Raw genomic sequence first — 17,948 nt, 5'->3', positions numbered from 1 at the left:
GCCGGGTTGATTCTTGTCCGAGCGCAGAACTGAAGCGCAATTTCACGTTGAAGTGATATCGCTATTCCATCTCCTGCGCCCGCTCTGACAATAGCCGGTCGATACTGATGGGATCAACAATCGCACCCGATAGGATAGGCGCACCGACTTCAGCCCCTTTTCCAGAACAAAGACGGACAGATTCAGATTAAGCTGTTTCAAACGGATTGTCACAGAGGAACCGGTTAGCCCCGGATCGACGATCATGATGTCGAAATCCATGTTTCCTGTTCGGGCAGGTCATGCGTCGTAGATGCCATATATGTCATAGCGCCTTTTCAAGCTCAGGCAGGATCGTAAACAGGTCACCGACGAGGCCGTAGTCTGCGACCTGGAAAATCGGGGCTTCCTCGTCCTTGTTGATGGCGACGATGACTTTGCTGTCCTTCATCCCGGCCAGATGCTGGATCGCACCGGAAATGCCGACCGCGATGTAGAGCTGCGGTGCGACCACCTTGCCGGTCTGGCCGACCTGCCAGTCGTTCGGGGCGTAGCCTGCATCGACCGCAGCGCGCGATGCGCCGACGGCGGCACCGAGCTTGTCGGCCACCGGCAGGATGACTTCCTGGAACTTTTCCGCCGAACCGAGCGCCCGGCCGCCGGAGATGATGATCTTGGCCGAGGTCAGTTCCGGACGATCCGACGAGGACAGCGCGTCCTTGACGAAGGTCGAGAGACCCGGATTGGCTGCAGCCGAAATGGCCTCGACCGATGCCGAACCGCCTTCGGATGCCGAGGCGAACGAGGCTGTGCGCACGGTGATCACCTTTTTGGCTTCACCCGATTGAACCGTCTGGATGGCATTGCCGGCATAGATCGGCCGCTTGAAGGTATCGGCCGAGACGACTTCGGTGATTTCCGAAATCTGGGCAATGTCCAGCAGCGCTGCAACGCGCGGCAAAACGTTCTTGCCGGTCGAGGTGGCGGCCGACAGGATGGTGTCGTAGCTGCCTGCGAGCGAAACGATCAGTGCCGCCAAGGGCTCAGCCAGATTGTTGGCAAGGTCGTCGCTTTCGGCAAGCAGCACCTTGGAGACGCCGGACAGCTTTGCAGCCGCGTCGGCAGCGGCTTTTGCGCCCTTGCCTGCGATCAGCACATGCACGTCGCCGCCGATTTTCTGGGCAGCCGTCAGTGCCTTGGCGGTCTGGTCGGACAGCGTTGCGTTGTCGTGGTCAGCCAGAAGAAGAATGGCCATATGTTAGTCTCCCTTTTCCTGGACCTTTAAAGCACGCCAGCTTCGTTTTTCAGCTTGTCGACGAGTTCGGCGACGCTCTTGACCTTGATACCGGCCTTTCGGCCCGATGGCTCTTCGGTCTTCAGAACTTTCAGGCGCGGTGCCGTGTCGACGCCGAAGTCAGCCGGGGTCTTCTTGTCCAGCGGCTTCTTCTTTGCCTTCATGATGTTGGGCAGCGACGCGTAGCGCGGCTCGTTGAGGCGCAGGTCAGTGGTCACAACGGCTGGCAGCTTGATCTCGATGGTCTGCAGACCGCCATCGACTTCACGGGTCACCGACGCCTTGTCCGAACCGAGGTCGATCTTCGAGGCGAACGTGCCTTGAGCCCAGCCGAGCAGCGCGGACAGCATTTGTCCGGTCTGGTTTGAATCGTCATCGATCGCTTGCTTGCCGACGATGATCAGGCCGGGCTGTTCGGCCTCCGCCACACCCTTGATGATCTTGGCAACCGCCAGCGGCTCGACAGCATCGTCGGTCTCGACCAGGATCGCCCGGTCGGCGCCCATGGCCAGCGCCGTGCGCAACGTCTCTTCGGCCTTGGCCGGGCCGACGGAAACGACGATCACTTCCTCGACCTTGCCGGCCTCCTTCAGCCGCAACGCCTCTTCGACCGAAATCTCGTCGAACGGGTTCATCGACATCTTCACATTGGCAAGCTCGACACCCGTGCCATCCGGCTTCACCCGGATCTTCACGTTGTAATCGACGACACGCTTGACGGTGACCAGAACTTTCATGGCATTCCCTTCAATGATTTCATCAGCAGACGCGCACTCCACGCGCCCTTATCCCTGCGGTGCCGCGGGGCCATCAGCAGCCTCGCCAACGCGGCTGCGGACGTAGTTGCGAATATCCAGGCTCCAGTCCTCCATCGGCGCATAATATCCAAATTGATGGACCCGGTTGGCCATGCCGCGCTGGACGCGTTCACAGGCCGACCAGTCCTGACGGTTGACCAGATCCCAGAAATCGACGGTATCGGATGGATCGAAGGCCGACTTTTCAATCTCCTGCTGCTCGAATAGAAAGATGCAGTCGATATCCGTCCGGTTCGGCCCCTTTGGCGTCAACAGGAAACAGGCGGCATGGTCGCAGGCGAGGCTGACGAACAGGTTGGGATAGACCAGCTCGCCCTTGTGCCGGGTCAGCTCATGCTCATCGAGCCCCGGGAAAGGCAAGCGACTCGTCGTGCCCGTCGCCGTGAACGTATAGGCCCCTTCCCGGTGCGGGATGCCGTTTTCCCAGTCCAGCATGGCGCCGCCATTTTCGCGGAAAGCCGGAACCACCGCGCACAATTCCGGATGCACTCCGGCGCAGTGGTAACATTCGTTGTAATTCTCGGCGATCACCTTCCAGTTCGCATCGACTTCGTAGTGGAGCACGGCACCGGCACGCAGGTCAGCCAATGGATAGCGGGCGATGCGCGCGGGCATCGCCCCCAACTGATCGTGAAGCGAGGGCGCTCCGGCAGGCGTCAGATGCAGGAACAGGAAGCCACCCCAGCTGTCGACCCCGACCGGATAGAGCGAAAAATCCTCCTTCCTGACGGTCACGCCTTCGGCCAGATGCGGGGCTGCGACCAGCGCACCGTCGAGATTATAGGCCCAGGAGTGATAGGCGCAGCGGATGAGGTTCTTGCCGACCACACCGCCCTTCAGCGGCGATCGGCCAGGACGCTGTTCCTTTTCGGTGGCAACACAGAGTTCGGCGCCGCGATGACGACAGACATTGTAGAAGGACTTGAGTACGCCCTCGCGATTGCGGACGACCAGCACGCCTTGTCCGAAAACCTGGAAGACCTTGTGGCCACCGGCACGGTCAATATCCTCGACACGGCCGACACAGATCCATTCGTTCAGAAAAATCCGCTGTTTTTCGAGTTCGAAAATGCGGTCTTCGAGATACCAGGACGATGGCAGGCTGGCTTGCAGCTCTGCCGGTTCAGCGGTTTGGGCAATATTCATGTCTGAACTCCCTCACTTGCAGCATGTGGCCGGATGAGCCGGGAAACCCTTGCGGTTTTTCAAATCGAGCCCTTGGCGAAACGTGGAACATCGAGATAGCCGTCGGCCAGAATGCATGGCTTCAGGCCACCGCGCGTGACTGCCGCAAACGTCTCGTGGGTGAGGAAGATGAAGCCTCCAGACTGTTCCATCAGATCCTGCATCTTCTTGTAGATCGCCCCGCGTTTCCCCGCGTCCGGCTCGTTGGTCCCCTGCTGGTAGAGCGCTTCGAATTCCGGGCTGTCGAACTGCGACCAGTTGTAGATGCCGATTTGCGACGGGCGGAACCACGTGAGGTTCTCCGATGGATCGACGCCACCGGCAAAGCCCATCAGCACCATATCGAGTGTCTTCCAGGTCTCGCCGTTCTTGTCGCCAAGCGTCCAGTACACGCCTTCATCGACCGCCTTGATATCAACCGTAATGCCGATGGCGCCCAGCAAGGCCTGGACGATCTGGCAGGTCAGCTGGCTGGTCTTGTCGTTCATGGCGGCAAGCTCGATCGTCAGGTCGGAAACCCCAGCCTCCTCCAGCAGAGCTTGGGCCTTTTCGGCGTCCGCCGCATAAAGGATCGCGTCGCGGTGGCCGATCATGCCGGGCGGCACCACGCCGGTGGCGGGGGCCGCAAGACCGGAATAGGAGCCGTCCATGATTTGGCTGACATCCAGCGCATATTGGATGGCGCGGCGCACCCGCTCGTCCTTGAATTTGGGGTTGATGAGGTTGAGCGACAGCCAGAGAAAGCGGTTGCCGTTCATCTCGATCAGCGTTGTGTCGGCGGGAAGCGTCGTGCGATAGGTGGAAAGCGTGTTGAGGCTGATCTTGGTATAGGAAACGGCCTTGGATTCATACGCCAGCGCCGCCGCCTCGTCGTCGGTGACGATCTCGAACTTGACCCTAGAGAATGCGGGTGTCGGGCCTTTCCAGCCGGGATTGAGGCTGAGCTGCAGGTTTTGTTTCGGCACCCATTTTTCTATGACATAGGGACCAGCGCTCGCTGGTACCTCGGTGGTGAACTTGCCGCCGGCTTTTTCCACCGCCTTGCGGCTGACGATATGGCCCATGTAATAGGGTAGCGTCGTTACCCAGAATGGGATCGACGGGGTCTTCAGATGGATGATGCCGGTGCGCTCGCCAGTCACCTCCACCTTGTCCATCGCCTCGAACGCATAGGCCCAGGCCGAGGTATTGGCCGGATCGGCGACGCGCTCGAAGGAAAACTTGACGTCGTCAGCGTTGACCGGGCCGAAACCGCCAGTCCATTCCAGCCAGTCGTGCAGCTCGAACTCGATCTCGGTCGGCGACTTCTGCGTCAGGGTCTTGGCGGCATAGGGCTGCCAACCGGCGGTTTCGCGCACATCGTTCAGCCGGTTGAGAGATAGGAAGAGGCAGCGGCCGATCTCCTCCTCGAGCAGGCCGTTCTGGAAGGCGGGGTCGAGAACCTCGATATCGGACGCGCCGCGGATCACCAGCGTATCGCCTTCGACGGCGTAACTGAGACCGGGTCGCAGGGTAATGGCGGCGGCCAAGGCGGCACTGGCGGTCAGAAACTGTCGTCTGTTCAGCGGCATTGTGGTCGTCATGATGGTCTTCCCCTTTTTGGTTTTTATGGATGCACTTCCAATCTTGCTGTCCCTATTCGGCAGCCATGAGCGGGGCTCCGGCCGGGGCATCGAGCGGAAAATGGCACCGGACGCTGTGGCCATCGGCAAACGGCGTTTCCGCCGGTGCCTCAACCCGACAGCGCTCACGCGCGAAACGGCAGCGTTGGTGGAATTCGCAGCCCGATGGCCGATGCATCAGGCTCGGCACTTCACCGATAACGGGCGGCTCGGCCCGCCGGCGCTTGGGATCGGGGACGGGCTCGCTGTCGAGTAGCGCCCTTGTATAGGGATGGCGGGAGTTGCGGAAAATCTCGGCCGTCGGGCCGCTTTCCACGACGCGGCCAAGATACATGATGACAATGCGATCAGAGACGTGGCGAGCGACCGCGAGATTGTGGGTGATCAGCAGGAACGCGGTATCATGCTGCTCGCGGATATCCAAAAACAGATTGAGTACGCCGCCCTGCACCGAAACATCGAGCCCGGCGGTCGGCTCATCCGCGATGATCAGACGCGGAACCACAGATAGCGCCCGCGCGACTGCGGCGCGGCGCGCCTGTCCACCGGACAGTGCATGTGGAAAGCGCGCCAGCAGACCAGCCGCAAGGCCTGCTTTTGCAGCAAGATCTTCGAGATCAGCGCGGCTCATGCTGCCCTGACCGGCGATGCGCCGAGGCTCGGCGATCATCGCGCCGATGCGCTGGCGCGGGTTGAACGACGAAGCCGGATCCTGAAACAGCAAGGCAGCCTCGCGCCGTACCTTTCGGAAACTCGCCTTGGAAAAGTCCGGAAGAGCGGCGCCGTTCAGCCGGATTTCGCCACCAGCTGGCCGCATGAGGCCGATCAGGGCGCGTCCAAAGGTGGTCTTGCCTGATCCGCTTTCGCCGACGATGCTGACGATCTCGCCGGGTCGAACGGCGATAGAGACGTCGATGAGGATATCGAGCTTGTAGGTGGGCTGGAAGAAATAGTGCGGCCCTTCGGGAACGCTGACAGTCAGCAGGTCTGCCTCGATTACCGGTGTTTTCGCGGTCATAACGCGCTCCTCTTGACTGGAGCAGCCTGGCGCAACACCTCATGGTCGATGACAGGCATGCGCCGGACACCGGTTTCAAGCAGCGACGGCTCGCAGGCAAACAGCGCCTTGGTATAGGGATGGCGCGGATCGGCAAAGATCGCTTCGACCGTCCCCTCCTCGACAATGCACCCGGCATACATGACCGCCACGCGATCGCAAATTTCGGCGATGACGCCAAGATGATGCGAGATCATCAGGATGGCGAGCCCGGATTCAGCCCGCAGTTCACGCATCAGATGAAGTATTTGCGCTTCCATGGTGACGTCGAGCGCTGTCGTCGGCTCGTCGGCAATCAGCAGCGACGGCCGCATCAGAAGGGCGGCGGCGATGGCGACACGCTGAAGCATGCCCCCCGACAGCTGGAACGGATAGGTTTCCAACCGCGCCGCCGGATCTGGCAAGCCTACCTGCTTCAGCACCGCAATGATGCGTTCGCGCTTCTCGTCCTTGGTTGCCGTTCGATCACGCCAGAGCAGGTCCGTCAGCTGCCGACCAAGCGTGTGCAGGGGACTGAACGCCGTCATCGGGTTCTGGAAGATCATGGCAGCACCCGGACCGCGCAGCGATGCAACTGTTTTATCTGAGGCGCCGAGCAGGTCCGTACCGCAGAGGGAGAGGTGTTTGCCGGTGATGGCGGCTGAGTGTGGCAAAAGGCGCAGGACCGCATGGGCGAGCGAGGTCTTGCCCGAGCCACTTTCGCCGATCACGCCGACGACTTCGCCTGGACGGACGGTGAGATCGACACCCCGGACTGCCGGTGGCCCGCCGCCATAGGAAATCGACAGTTCGCTGATATCAAGCACCGGCTCGGCAAGTGCTACTCCCGTCACGCGATTGAAGCCGAATTCGAGATTCATGGCCGGCTCTCCCGCGCAAGCTTCGGATCGAGCGCATCACGCAGCGCTTCGCCGAAGAACGTGAACCCGATGGTGGCAAGGATCAGCGGCAAGCCGCCGGCGATAACGGGCAGTGGCGTTGTACGGATCACTGCAAAACCATCGGACAGGATGTTGCCCCAGCTCGGGATCTGCGGCTTGACGCCAAGACCAAGAAACGACAATCCGGCCTCAAGCGTGATGATGGTCGACATGTCGAGACAGGCAAGGATGAGCAGCGGGCCGATGACATTCGGCAAAAGATGCACGAAGAGGATGCGGCCAAGGCCAGCATTCATCGCCTGCTCCGCCTTGATGAAATCACGCGCCTTGATGCTGAGCGTCTGGGTGCGGATCAGCCGGGCGTAGCTTGGAACCGAATAGATAACGATGACGAAAATGACCGTCGAGACACCGGCGCCCAGCAGCACGACCATGGCAAGGCCGAACATGATCATCGGCAGCGAGCTCAGGCTGTCGAACACGAGGATCAGGCAGGCGTCCAGCCAGCGCGGGCCGTACCCGGCGATCAGGCCGAGCGGCAGCGCTGCGGCCAGCGCGACCGCGAGCGATACCAACGCCACCGTCATCGCCGTGCGGGTTCCGAGGATGACACGGGAGAACAGGTCGCGGCCAAGCTGGTCGGTGCCGAGAAGGTGACTCCAGGACGGATCGGCCAGCCGTTCCTTGACGTTGATCGCCGTGGGCGAATAGGGCGCGATCCATGGGGCAAACAGAGCCGTCAGCACGATCAGCGCCACCAACGCGCAACCGATGGCACCAAGCGGGGTCGCGACGACCTGCCGAATTGTAGCGGCGACGCGAGACAGCCTGCCGGGCTCGGAGGCGACAGCGCGGTTGATTACGTCCGGTGTCGCAAGTGCCATGTTAAAGAGCGCTCCTGACGCGCGGATCGAGGAAGGCCGTGATCACATCGGCGATGATCATGCAGGTGACGTAGAGAGCGGAGGTCATCAGCACCGTGCCCATCACGACGGGATAATTGCGGGAGATCACTGCATCATAGGTCATCTTTCCGAGGCCCGGCCGGGAGAAGACGATCTCCGCGAAGACGGAACCGGTGAGCAGGCCACCGAAACCGATGGCAATGACCGAGAGCATAGCGAGGAACGCCTGTTTCAGCGCATAACGATAGATGATGCGGCGTTCAGGCACACCGAAGGAGCGCAAGGTACGAACGTAGGCCTCCCCCATCGCCTCGATCATGGCGGCGCGCACGATGCGCGAGACATATCCCACCCAGCCGAGACCGATGGCGAAGGACGGCAGGATCAGCGCTCTCGCCTGCCCCGTCAGGTCGCCGGGTTCCCCAGCGCCGATAGCCGGCAGCCAGTTGAGCGCGACGGCAAAGATCAGCAGCGAATAGAGCGACACGACGAAGGACGGCACCGCCACCAGCCCCACCGACAGGACGCCGATCAGCCAATCCGGCCAGCGGCCATGATGCACCACTGCGGCGCAGCCGAGTACGATGCCGAGCGCCACGGCCCAGATGAAACTCGCCACCGCCAGCGTCACCGTATAGGGAAGCACCTCGAGGATCATTGTCAGAACTGGGCGCCGGCTCCAGACGTCTTCGCCGAGGTTGCCCTGGAACAGGCGTCCGAGAAACAAACCGAGCTGTTCGAAAACCGGCCGGTCCAGCCCCATCAGCTGGCGAAAAGCCTCCCGCATCTCCGGCGTCGATCGCGGTCCGAGCGCCACCACCGTTGGATCGCCGGGGATCATGTGCATCATGCCGAACAGCAGGAGCGCGACGATCAGCAGAATAACCACACCAAGACCGATGCGCCGGAGGATGAAGAAGGTCATGGCCTGGCCCTCATCTCGATTGAAAGCTGCATCAAAGGTGATCGCGGTCGAAACATGTCGCGCCCTCCCTTTCGAAAACGAGAGCGCCGCGCTCGTAGGCTTCCAGCCGCCAGCCCAGATGGAACTGCGTTGCATCCGAGGTCAGCGTCACTCTGGATCGGGTTTCAACGTCAGCGCCACCGCTGGCGAAACTCATGTTCCAGCCGGTATCGAGGCGTGCCGACAGCGGATCACCTTCGGTGATCTCCATGCGATCGACCACGCGGGCGGCCGTGACGATGCAGCGATCCGTGAGCTGCTGGCGGCCGAAATCGCTGGTGAGCACGATCGATTGCCTGCCGCTGCCAACAGCGATTGAGATATCGCGGCGGTGCTCCTCTGCGGCGAGTTCGATAAAAGGCACGGGCGGTGAGCATTCGGCCGGCAGAAAGGCCGGAGCAATCTCGTTTCCAGCGGAATGACGAACCGGCAGTGACAGGGTGCAGGTGCCGGACGCGATCGAGATCGTTGGGGCGACCGGCGAGGGCCAGAGGATCGGCCAGAGTTGGGTGGTCAGCACCAAACGAAGACGATGGCCTGCCGGAAAACGCCGGCCGGTATGGTTGAGCGCGATGCTGGCTGTGAACGTTTCTCCAGGCACAAGCTTCTGCGGTTCCGTGCTGCCGTTGCGATGGCTGAGATTAAGCGCCCCCCATGTCACCAGCGTTGACGTGCCATCCGGCGCGACATCGCAGATCTTTGCGACGATAAATGCATCCGGCACATCGCAACTGGCCGTCAGGTGGATGGAGGGATCACCGAGCATGTCGAAACCGCCGCTCAACGGCTCGGTGTCAAAACACAGGCCAAGGCCGTCCTCGCGGCGCTGGTCGAGCGCCATGTCCGGCACCGTGCCGCCGTAACCGCCGTAACGCCCAAAATCGCGGCCGGTGGTGACGGGTGATGTCACCATCATGAGTTCGCCCCGCTCCGCCTTCTCGTCCAGCGAGCCCGCGTTCAGATGCAATATGCGCTGAGAAACATGCGGCGACGGCCACGAGGGATCAGCAACCCAGCGCCCCGGATGATCGGGATAGAACGGCGCCGGTGCATGCGGCTCGGCCATCCATGTCCTGTATGCCGGCTCGTCCATGATGCCGGTATCGACGCGTTCCAGCCAGTGACGCCACCAGCGGATAGCCTCCTGCAGATAGCCGACGGCCGGACCAGGATCGCCAAGGAAGGGGTAGGCATGGCTCCACGGGCCAATCAGCCCCTTGCGGGGGCCGGACAGGCCCTGCATCAGCCGCGGCACGGAATTGTAATAGGTGTCGTCCCAACCGCTGATCGCATAGACCGGAATCGTGATCTTCGAAAAATCCTCGCAAACTGAGCCTCGCTGCCAATAGGCATCCCGGCGCTGATGCTGCATCCATGTGTCGGACCAGCATGTTGTCGCTTCCAGCCGCTGCATCCACATCGACCGCCAGGTGTCGCCAACGATCTGCGGATCCGGCGGCAATGCACCAAGGCCAAGAATGAAGGACGACCACATGGCGTCCTCGGTAAGCAGGCACCCGCCGTAATAATGCACGTCGTCGGCATAACGATCATCCGAGCAGCAGAGCGCGATGACGGCTTTCAGTGCAGGCGGCTGGCGCGCCGCGACCTGAAGTGCGTTGAACCCGCCCCAGGATATGCCGGTCATGCCAACAGCACCGGTCGACCAGGGCTGAGCGGCAAGCCAGGCAATGACCTCCTCGGCATCATCGAATTCCTGCTCGGTATATTCGTCGGAGAGGATGCCTTCGCTGTCGCCGGAGCCACGAATATCCACGCGGCAGCAGGCAAAGCCGTGGCCGGCGATATAGGGATGCATCTTTGCGTCGCGAAACACCGTGCCATCGCGGCGGCGGTAGGGAATGAGCTCGAGGATCGCCGGAACCGGCGACGTCTTGGCATCTTCAGGCAGCCAGATGGTCGCCGCTAGACGCGTGCCGTCCTTCATCGGGATGAACACCGGATCGAGGCAGCGCACCGTCCGTGGGAAAGCATCGACCAGAGCGGTCATGGCGCTTCCCCCTTCGTTTCCGCGGGCGGAATACCGTCATCCTTGCGCGGCAGCCATTCGTAGACCGCGGGGGATGTCTGGGGATAGGCGACGAAATCCTCGCGGCTGCCGACCTTCGGCTGCTGCAAGGTGCGCCAGAGCGCAAAACCGGCAAAGGCCAGCGACAGGCCGATAGCATACCAGAAAAACGAGGCCGCACCGAAGTGCTCGACGCCGGTCGCTGCGATCGCCGGACCGATCGTGCCGCCCATGGCCCAGACGAGCAACAGATTGGACGACAGGGCAACGAACTCGGACGATGTGGCCCGGTCGTTGGCATGGGCGACACCGAGCGGATAGAAGATTTCCGAAATGCCGCCGAAAACCGAGAACAGGATCAGGAGCATCCAGAACGGCGTCGTCGCATCAATGGCGAGAAAGAGTGCGCAGACGGCGGCGAGAACCAGCGACAACCACAGCATCATGCTGCGGCGGTCGAGCTTATCGGAGAGAGCTCCGAGCGGAAACTGCAGGAACAGCGCCCCCAACGCCACGGCCGCCATCAGGACAACGATACGGTCCTGCGTAAAGCCGAGCTCCAGCCCATAGAGAGAGCCGATGCTGGCAAAGGTGGATGAAATCAGCCCGGTCATAAGGCAGGCCAGCGTGCCGAGTGGCGAGGTCCGGAAGGCTCTGAGAAAATGCACGCCAACCGGTGCATGCAACTGCGGCTCGCCGACCCAGATGGCGGTCACGGGAACCAGCGCCAGCGCATAGAAGGCGGCTGCGATCATCAGCATGGCGTCGCCAGCGGGGTTGATGTCCCGGGCCAGCAATTGCCCAAGCCCGTAAAAGAGACCGATCACCAGGATATAGAGGGTCAGCGCCCGGCCACGGCCTTCGTTCGGGACCATCGCGTTCAACCAACTTTCGATGATTACGGCTTGGCCGGCATTGACGAAGCCCATCACGGCCATGATTGCCATCAGCACCAGAACGCGAGGCTCGGTGGCGAGCGACAGAAGAAGCACGGCCGAAAGTGCTGAAAACGCAGCATAGGCGCGCACTTCGCCGACCGACCGGATCAGCCGCACCGAGCCGACGCAGCCGACGAGAAAACCGGCGCCTTCCGCCATGACGACGAGACCAACGATATTGGCGCCCTCGCCATTGGCGACGATGCGCAACGGCAGAAGCGTGTGAAACAATCCCGAACCGGCGGCATGAAGCGCGCCACCGGCAAGCGGCGAAGCGATCGACCATGGCGACAGGCTCGGGAGCTGGTTCATCGACGACCCCTATTCCGCCGCAACGCGCGGCGCAAAGTCAGGCTCGGCATCGACAAAGGGTGTATCGCGACGATAGGGTTTGCCGATCTCGGCGGTACCAAGCTCGCGGGCCAGTTTGTGGCCGCTATGAACCGCGTGGGCGATGGCGCCAGGCGCCAGCGTATCGCCGATGCGCTCGACGCTGCGGATTCCGGCCGCGGTCAGCTCATCCGATCGCGCCATCAGAGCGTCATAAAGCTCGCCGCGCGGGCTGCGCATGCCGACGATCAGAACCGATCTGCAGGCAACCGCGATCTGCTCTCCGTTGAACAGATGGGTGAGCGTCGCTGTCTCGCCGTCAAAGTCAGTGACCATATGCAGCGTCGTCACCGGCACTTTGCGATTGGCAAGCGCCCTGTGGACCAGCGGCAGCTCGTTGGTCATGATCGTCCAGGCGGACGCCTGGCCTGCCGGCGTGACATAGGATACGTCGATGCCGATCGATGCCAGATGCTCGGTCAGCACGCCGCCCATGTAATAATTGTCGAAATCGAAGACGAGGGTCGGACCTTCCGGCATCCGGCCGGCGGCGATATCGTCGGGCGTGAAGACGTTCGGATGCTCCAGCGTACCGACAGGGATTTCAAGCGTTGAATAGAGCATGTTCGTCCAGCGGGCGCCGGTTGCGACAACGACACGATCGGGGGCGAGGTCGACGATCTCATCAACCCCCAGCGTGCTTTCCAGATACATCGAGACATTTCTCATGTCGTTCAGGCGGCCGAGCCGGTATTCGGCAACACGGTTCCAGGCGGACAGGCCGGGCAGCGTCCGTTCAAACGTCAGGCGGCCACCGAAGGCGCGGCCTGAATCGGCAAGCGTCACCTCATGACCAGCGCGGCCAAGCGTCAGCGCGCATTCGAGCCCGGCCGGACCACCGCCGACAATCAGCACCTTTTCCTTGGTCGCACTCGGCGCCACGCGCTCGGGATGCCAGCCACGCCGCCATTCCTCGCCCGCCGTCGGGTTTTGCGTGCAACGAACGGGAACGCCGTCATGCCAGCTGGAAATGCAGATATTGCAGCCGATACATTCGCGGATTTCCTCGACCCGTCCTTCGCGGATCTTGGCGGGTAGGAACGGATCGGCAATCGATGGGCGGGCGCCGCCGATGAAATCCAGGACGCCGCGACGGATCTGCGACACCATCGTATCGGGCGATGTGAAGCGGCCGACGCCGACCACGGGTTTGTTGGTCATCGTCTTGACGAAATCGATCACCGGCTCATGGCTGCCCTCGCCAGTAAATCGCGAGGCGGAACAGTCCGTCGGGCTTGAGTCCATCTTGACATCGAACAAGTCGGGACAGTCTGCCAGAAGCTCGATCAATTCATGCGCTTCGGACGGCTGGTTTTGGCCGGGGCGGCCACGCAATTCCTCCAGGCTAACACGCAGCGCGACGCCACAATGCTCGCCGACAGCATCCTTTGTAACCTCGATCAACTCCCGCACGAAACGGACCCGGTTGGCAATCGATCCGCCATATTCGTCGGTGCGGTGATTGTATTCCGGCAACAGAAATTCGTAACCGAGATAGCCCATTCCGGCATAGACATAGACGACATCGAAACCGGCGCTGCGGGCCTTGCGCGCGGCTTCAGCCTGCCATTTCAGTACATTGCGGATATCGGACTTGTCCATGATCTTTGGGCGCAGGTTGCCCATGAAGCCGATATGGGTCGCCATCCACGGAATGCCCGATGGCGACAGCGGTGGCAGCCGGCTGGCACGGTTCATAACCGCGGCGCCGCCATGCCAGAGCTCGACTCCGGCCAGAGAACCGTGCCGGTGGACGGCATCCGTCATCAGGGCATGGGCGCGGACATCGTTTTCATCCCACATCGTTGCCATCGGCAGCGGTGCATCGTCGGAACTCGGATCGGTGGAACAGGCACCCGTACAGACGACGCCCCAGCCGCCCTCGGCCTTGGCTTCGCGGAAGGCCGCGCGCACCCTGGGAAGGGCGTTGGTCATGCCGCTGGCATGCGGAACCTGGTAGAAACGGTTCGGCGCCGTGACCGGGCCGATTTTCACAGGTTCAAACAGCACGTCGTAACGGGAATCCCGCGTCATGGCTCTACCTCTGTTCCCCTGCCCTTTTGGGCGTCCGCTTCTTGGCGGCTGATTGAGGAAAAGGATAAGCACGAAAAAAAATTCGCGCAACAGAAATTATACGATCTTATAATTTCTGTTTTAAGCAATTGTATTTATGCATTTTTGTGGATACAGATAATCATCTTCTTCATGCCGGGAGAGTTTTTGAGTTCGATTTTCCAGGCTCGATCAAAACTCTTTCAAACCGGCACGATGGAGATGATAAGCTTTATGCCGAACGAGAGCCCCTGTGATCAAGACAAAGCCGGCCAAGAAACCTTCCACCCGCTTTCGGCGCGAGACGCCGGAAGACCGCCGCCGCCAGTTGGGCGAAGCGGCTTTGCGCTGCATCGTCAAACATGGCAATGCTGGCGTCTCGGTGCGGCAGATCTCTGCCGAGGCCGGCGTCACGCAAGGGCTGATCACCCATCATTTCGGCGAGATCAATGAACTGGTCGCCTACGCCTTCGACATCATGTCGGAGGGCTTGCTGCAGGCGATCACCGCAGCCGTCAATGCCGCCCCGCCCTCACCGCGCGAGCGGCTCGACGCCTTCATCGAGGCCTCATTCTCACCCATGCTGTTCGACCGTGACGTGCTCGGCGTCTGGGTAGTCTTCTGGGGGCTTATCCTGCATTCGCCGCGCATGAGCGCATCCCAACAGGGCGAATATTCGTCCTATGTCGTCACCGTTGAGGGATTGCTGCGAGATCTCGCCGAGGCGGAAGGCTTTGCCGTCGGCAACTTGCGGCTGACATCCATTGCCTTCACCGCGCTCCTCGACGGGCTCTGGCTCGCGTGGTGCTTGAACCCCGCTGCATTCCGACCGGAAGACGGCATCCTGCTCTGTCGTAACTGGATTGAAGGACTGCGCCGCGGCGCCTATGCCGAACAAGTGACGTGATGCTGTTTCTTTGAGAGAAAGGGTTTCGAATGCATGTCGCCAGCCTGCTGAAAATGGGAATGTTTAACGTTCAAGTCGACGGACTGCCGGCGGCGTCCGCTGATATCTTTCCCGACTGGAATGTGCACGACCGGTTCGGGTTGGTCATCGACGAGGCGTTTGGCGGCATCGGGGCGACGCACCTCCTGCAGCTGGCGATGACCCTGTTCTACGATATCAAGCCCAGCCGCCGCACGACGCTGGCGGTCTATCCGGAAATCTATGCCTTCCATATCGGTAAAGGCCACGGCGCCCATGCGCCCTATGATTTCTGGCCGGCGCGGCGAGAGATCATTCTCTCCAACGATCATCGCGAAATCCTCGACGCCATCAATGACCGCGGCATCACGCGGATTGCCGTTCCCGACCGCCGGCCCCGTCAGGTCGTGCATCGTCCAAAGGAAGAGGATGCGGCTTTCGACCGGATCGTTTCGGCCTTCGTCTACAGCCCGTCCGGTCGAGCCGAAAATGCGGATATCGTCATTGCAGGCAATGACAAGCGAACGGAGTACAATCCGCGTCAGGCCTTGCGGCCGTTTTCTCCCGAACGCAGCCCATCAGCCGTCTCGACCGCAGCGCGGCCGGTCAAGGAATCCGACACATCCTACACGGATTGGCTGCGGGAACGGAAAGATGACGTCAGCGACGGCCAGCGCCTTGCGATCGAACAGCGGCGTGAGCGGTTGCGTGAAAGGGGCGTCGTTTCGGAATCCTATCGCCGTGTTGGGGTATCCGATGCCCTGTCGATACTGGCAGGCGCCGGGGTTTTGTCGTAAATGTTTGAAAGTGGTTAGGACGGTTGTTGCTGGACCCAGTTATACAGCAAGTGCAGAAAATTGCTGACATGCCGATTGGCTTTTCTCCGGAAATTAGTGCTTTCGGACCAGGTGTACCACTTTGATGCCATCCAGGCTCGCTGATGCAAACTGTAAGGATTTGAAGCCCTTCATCGGACGGGTCAACTTTCTGATAAACCGGCGGTCTTGCTCAATCATGTTGTTGAGGACTGTGACCTGCAAAGTCTCGATCGGCCAGAAACCATCCTTGCAACAGCGGCAACCAGTTATTGTTTTGCTGGCCTGCCAAGTTGGAGACTTGGCGTCGATGCTACAATCGTGTTTCATAACGCCCATCTTTCTATGTTGTTGACGTAAATAGGTTTCCTTGATTTTTTGGCGATCGTGCGGGGTATCTGGGGTTCTGTCGCGCGCGATCGACGAGCTGTTTTGCTTGCGGGAGTTCAAGCTTTGAGCGACTGAAGATCCATGAACCGGCCGGCAAGGGGATGCAGGCCCTCGATCTCACCTGCTTCCGATACGATTCTCGCTGTTTTTGGCGTAACGCCGAGTAGCTTCGCCGCCTTTCCCAGATTGAGCCAAGGCTCTATCCCGTCTGACTGCGGCCGGTAGACCGGGATCTTGCGGTACGACCGGAGTGCTGTGACGCGTTCCCTTGTCCAGCGATTTCCATTGCCAGTGGTCAATCCATTGCGATTGAGTATGCCAGCAATCAGGTCATCGTTGGCAATGAGTACGAGCTGCCGCACGGCCTCAATGAGGTCGTCGGACGTAGCGTTTCTTTGGCCGCGACGTCGCTTCGGTAGTCGCAATTCGGTGTGAACTCCCCCAGCCCAACGGATGTGGGATAAACCCACTCACCTGGCTGCGCCATGTGCTAACAGAGCAGCCCCCCTCTTTAATGAGGTCGCTACCTCCACATGGATGCCTTCTATAGCGCGGCCAAGCTCTCGACCCGCCGAGACACCAAGGCTGCCAAGCGATTGCTTGTCAGACTGCTCAAAAAGCAAGGGCTGACGCCGAAGCGCATCATTACCGACAAACTGCGCTCATACGGTGCGGCGAAACGGGATGTCATGCCCACTGTCGAACATCGCTCTCACAAAGGCCTGAACAATCGAGCAGAGAATTCTCACCTGCCACTACGAAAACGGGAACGAATGATGAAAGGATTTCGGCCCGCCCGGTGGCCTGCAACGTTTCATATCGATCTTTTCAGCTATCCGAAATCTCTTCGTTGCACCGCCCCGGAAATGCTCAGCTCTCGCCACCCACATTCACCGTATCCGCGAGATGGCGCATCTGGAAACCTGTCACCGGCGCTTGTGCTTGATTTTTTCCCAGACACACCTAACTTCATCACCTCGGAAACAACGTGACAACGCCCTTGTAGGCCCTGTTTGCGCGCACCGCCTTCCAGGCGGTGAAAGTCTACGTTGATGCTCGACTTGCAATGTCACCCTCGGCGCCATTTTTTCTTTGTGTGGAATGCATTTGGGAATGCCGCCCCTTCGGTACGATGAGAGGCTTTCCCGAAACCGGATCGCTGATGATCTGCGATTGCAGACCAAAGACATCTTCGACCAGTTGCTCGGTGACGATCTCGGTTGGAACACCTTCACCGACAATGAGCCCGGCCTTCATGGCGATGAGATGAGAGGCGTAGCGGCAGGCGTGGTTGAGGTCATGTAGCACGGCGACAACGGTGCGGCCCTGCAGATTGAGGTCGTAGAGTAGGTCCAGCATCTCAATCTGGTGGGCTATGTCGAGGAAGGTCGTTGGCTCATCGAGCAGCAGTATTGGCGTCTCCTGCGCCAAGACCATGGCGATCCAGACGCGCTGGCGCTGGCCGCCGGACAGTTCGTCGACAAGACGGCCGGAGAGGTCCTCAGTATGAGTTGCCGCCATGGCGCCGACGACGGCGTCTTCGTCAGCACGCGACCATTGCCGAAGAAAGGACTGGTGTGGATAAGCGTGGAGAGCCGCGTGTTTGTGCAATGGTCAAAACACCTAGCCCCGAGGAAGAAGATCGCCGCCGGGTTTGCCGGGAGCGCAAGGTTCTAACCGCGGAGCGCGTCCAGCATGTCAATC

General features: G+C 60.8%; 15 protein-coding genes and 4 pseudogenes. 4 read left to right on the top strand and 15 right to left on the bottom strand.

The annotated features are described in order from the left end of the window. Positions 1 to 88 precede the first annotated feature (88 nt). The 12 genes and pseudogenes from R6X40_RS21955 to R6X40_RS21900 form a co-directional block, all read right to left on the bottom strand. Positions 89 to 299 (bottom strand): annotated as a pseudogene (locus R6X40_RS21955) (electron transfer flavoprotein-ubiquinone oxidoreductase); the annotation flags it as partial. A gap of 5 nt (positions 300 to 304) precedes the next feature. Then, entirely contained in the window at positions 305 to 1,234 is a 930-nt protein-coding gene (locus R6X40_RS21950; RefSeq protein WP_318416067.1) for an electron transfer flavoprotein subunit alpha/FixB family protein, read from the bottom strand. 26 nt (positions 1,235 to 1,260) lie between these two features. Continuing rightward, a complete protein-coding gene (locus R6X40_RS21945) occupies positions 1,261 to 2,010 on the bottom strand; it encodes an electron transfer flavoprotein subunit beta/FixA family protein (protein WP_318416065.1) in 750 nt (249 codons plus the stop codon). Positions 2,011 to 2,058: 48 nt separating this feature from the next. After that, positions 2,059 to 3,237 (bottom strand): aromatic ring-hydroxylating dioxygenase subunit alpha, encoded by a 1,179-nt coding sequence (locus R6X40_RS21940; protein ID WP_318416063.1) that lies wholly within the window; start codon positions 3,235 to 3,237, stop codon positions 2,059 to 2,061. A gap of 59 nt (positions 3,238 to 3,296) precedes the next feature. After that, positions 3,297 to 4,859 (bottom strand): ABC transporter substrate-binding protein, encoded by a 1,563-nt coding sequence (locus R6X40_RS21935; RefSeq protein ID WP_318416061.1) that lies wholly within the window; start codon positions 4,857 to 4,859, stop codon positions 3,297 to 3,299. Positions 4,860 to 4,911: 52 nt separating this feature from the next. Next, a complete protein-coding gene (locus tag R6X40_RS21930) occupies positions 4,912 to 5,916 on the bottom strand; it encodes an ABC transporter ATP-binding protein (RefSeq protein ID WP_318416059.1) in 1,005 nt (334 codons plus the stop codon). Beyond that, positions 5,913 to 6,815 (bottom strand): ABC transporter ATP-binding protein, encoded by a 903-nt coding sequence (locus R6X40_RS21925; RefSeq protein ID WP_318416057.1) that lies wholly within the window; start codon positions 6,813 to 6,815, stop codon positions 5,913 to 5,915. The genes R6X40_RS21930 and R6X40_RS21925 overlap by 4 nt, the downstream gene beginning before the upstream one ends. Next, positions 6,812 to 7,720 (bottom strand): ABC transporter permease, encoded by a 909-nt coding sequence (locus R6X40_RS21920; protein ID WP_318416055.1) that lies wholly within the window; start codon positions 7,718 to 7,720, stop codon positions 6,812 to 6,814. The genes R6X40_RS21925 and R6X40_RS21920 overlap by 4 nt, the downstream gene beginning before the upstream one ends. 1 nt (position 7,721) lies before the next feature. Further along, positions 7,722 to 8,666 carry an ABC transporter permease gene (locus R6X40_RS21915; protein ID WP_318416054.1) on the bottom strand — a complete coding sequence of 315 codons (945 nt, stop codon included), beginning with the start codon at positions 8,664 to 8,666 and terminating at the stop codon, positions 7,722 to 7,724. A gap of 31 nt (positions 8,667 to 8,697) precedes the next feature. Further along, on the bottom strand, positions 8,698 to 10,716 hold the full coding sequence (locus R6X40_RS21910) for a CocE/NonD family hydrolase (RefSeq protein ID WP_318416053.1): 2,019 nt from the start codon (positions 10,714 to 10,716) through the stop codon (positions 8,698 to 8,700). Then, positions 10,713 to 11,984, bottom strand: coding sequence for an MFS transporter (locus tag R6X40_RS21905; protein WP_318416051.1), 1,272 nt, complete (start codon positions 11,982 to 11,984; stop codon positions 10,713 to 10,715). Before R6X40_RS21905 ends, R6X40_RS21910 begins: the two co-directional genes overlap by 4 nt. A 9-nt stretch (positions 11,985 to 11,993) precedes the next feature. Further along, positions 11,994 to 14,096 (bottom strand): FAD-dependent oxidoreductase, encoded by a 2,103-nt coding sequence (locus R6X40_RS21900; protein ID WP_318416049.1) that lies wholly within the window; start codon positions 14,094 to 14,096, stop codon positions 11,994 to 11,996. 271 nt (positions 14,097 to 14,367) lie between these two features. Between R6X40_RS21900 and R6X40_RS21895 the strand changes: the two genes are divergently transcribed. Further along, a complete protein-coding gene (locus R6X40_RS21895; protein ID WP_318416048.1) occupies positions 14,368 to 15,021 on the top strand; it encodes a TetR family transcriptional regulator C-terminal domain-containing protein in 654 nt (217 codons plus the stop codon). Between the two features lie 59 nt (positions 15,022 to 15,080). Beyond that, positions 15,081 to 15,836: a hypothetical protein gene (locus R6X40_RS21890; RefSeq protein ID WP_318416047.1), complete on the top strand. Its 756-nt coding sequence runs from the start codon at positions 15,081 to 15,083 to the stop codon at positions 15,834 to 15,836. 93 nt (positions 15,837 to 15,929) lie between these two features. Here the strand turns inward: R6X40_RS21890 and R6X40_RS21885 are convergent, their stop codons facing one another. Together R6X40_RS21885 and R6X40_RS21880 are read right to left on the bottom strand one after the other, a co-directional pair. Beyond that, positions 15,930 to 16,055, bottom strand: coding sequence for a DDE-type integrase/transposase/recombinase (locus R6X40_RS21885; RefSeq protein ID WP_318416503.1), 126 nt, complete (start codon positions 16,053 to 16,055; stop codon positions 15,930 to 15,932). Positions 16,056 to 16,300: 245 nt separating this feature from the next. Further along, positions 16,301 to 16,606, bottom strand: a complete 306-nt coding sequence (locus R6X40_RS21880) for a hypothetical protein (protein WP_318416045.1) — start codon at positions 16,604 to 16,606, stop codon at positions 16,301 to 16,303. A gap of 204 nt (positions 16,607 to 16,810) precedes the next feature. Between R6X40_RS21880 and R6X40_RS21875 the strand changes: the two are divergent. Beyond that, positions 16,811 to 17,190 (top strand): annotated as a pseudogene (locus tag R6X40_RS21875) (DDE-type integrase/transposase/recombinase); the annotation flags it as partial. Between the two features lie 98 nt (positions 17,191 to 17,288). Here the strand turns inward: R6X40_RS21875 and R6X40_RS21870 are convergent. Beyond that, positions 17,289 to 17,828: pseudogene (locus R6X40_RS21870) on the bottom strand (ABC transporter ATP-binding protein); the annotation flags it as partial. Here R6X40_RS21870 and R6X40_RS31650 point away from each other — a divergent pair. Beyond that, positions 17,768 to 17,948: pseudogene (locus R6X40_RS31650) on the top strand (IS110 family transposase); the annotation flags it as partial. The pseudogenes R6X40_RS21870 and R6X40_RS31650 overlap by 61 nt on opposite strands.

The sequence above is a fragment of the Rhizobium sp. PL01 genome (assembly GCF_033447125.1).
Lineage (GTDB): Bacteria > Pseudomonadota > Alphaproteobacteria > Rhizobiales > Rhizobiaceae > Pararhizobium.
The sequence above is the reverse complement of the archived record's forward strand: the minus strand, read 5'-3'. Positions and strand labels throughout refer to the sequence as shown.

What these genes read in the sequence shown, in the direction of transcription:
- R6X40_RS21950 (WP_318416067.1), bottom strand. Translation starts at nt 1,234, where the DNA reads ATGGCCATTCTTCTTCTGGCTGACCACGACAACGCAACGCTGTCCGAC.
- R6X40_RS21945 (WP_318416065.1), bottom strand. Translation starts at nt 2,010, where the DNA reads ATGAAAGTTCTGGTCACCGTCAAGCGTGTCGTCGATTACAACGTGAAG.
- R6X40_RS21940 (WP_318416063.1), bottom strand. Translation starts at nt 3,237, where the DNA reads ATGAATATTGCCCAAACCGCTGAACCGGCAGAGCTGCAAGCCAGCCTG.
- R6X40_RS21935 (WP_318416061.1), bottom strand. Translation starts at nt 4,859, where the DNA reads ATGACGACCACAATGCCGCTGAACAGACGACAGTTTCTGACCGCCAGT.
- R6X40_RS21930 (WP_318416059.1), bottom strand. Translation starts at nt 5,916, where the DNA reads ATGACCGCGAAAACACCGGTAATCGAGGCAGACCTGCTGACTGTCAGC.
- R6X40_RS21925 (WP_318416057.1), bottom strand. Translation starts at nt 6,815, where the DNA reads ATGAATCTCGAATTCGGCTTCAATCGCGTGACGGGAGTAGCACTTGCC.
- R6X40_RS21920 (WP_318416055.1), bottom strand. Translation starts at nt 7,720, where the DNA reads ATGGCACTTGCGACACCGGACGTAATCAACCGCGCTGTCGCCTCCGAG.
- R6X40_RS21915 (WP_318416054.1), bottom strand. Translation starts at nt 8,666, where the DNA reads ATGACCTTCTTCATCCTCCGGCGCATCGGTCTTGGTGTGGTTATTCTG.
- R6X40_RS21910 (WP_318416053.1), bottom strand. Translation starts at nt 10,716, where the DNA reads ATGACCGCTCTGGTCGATGCTTTCCCACGGACGGTGCGCTGCCTCGAT.
- R6X40_RS21905 (WP_318416051.1), bottom strand. Translation starts at nt 11,984, where the DNA reads ATGAACCAGCTCCCGAGCCTGTCGCCATGGTCGATCGCTTCGCCGCTT.
- R6X40_RS21900 (WP_318416049.1), bottom strand. Translation starts at nt 14,096, where the DNA reads ATGACGCGGGATTCCCGTTACGACGTGCTGTTTGAACCTGTGAAAATC.
- R6X40_RS21890 (WP_318416047.1), top strand. Translation starts at nt 15,081, where the DNA reads ATGTTTAACGTTCAAGTCGACGGACTGCCGGCGGCGTCCGCTGATATC.
- R6X40_RS21885 (WP_318416503.1), bottom strand. Translation starts at nt 16,055, where the DNA reads ATGATTGAGCAAGACCGCCGGTTTATCAGAAAGTTGACCCGTCCGATG.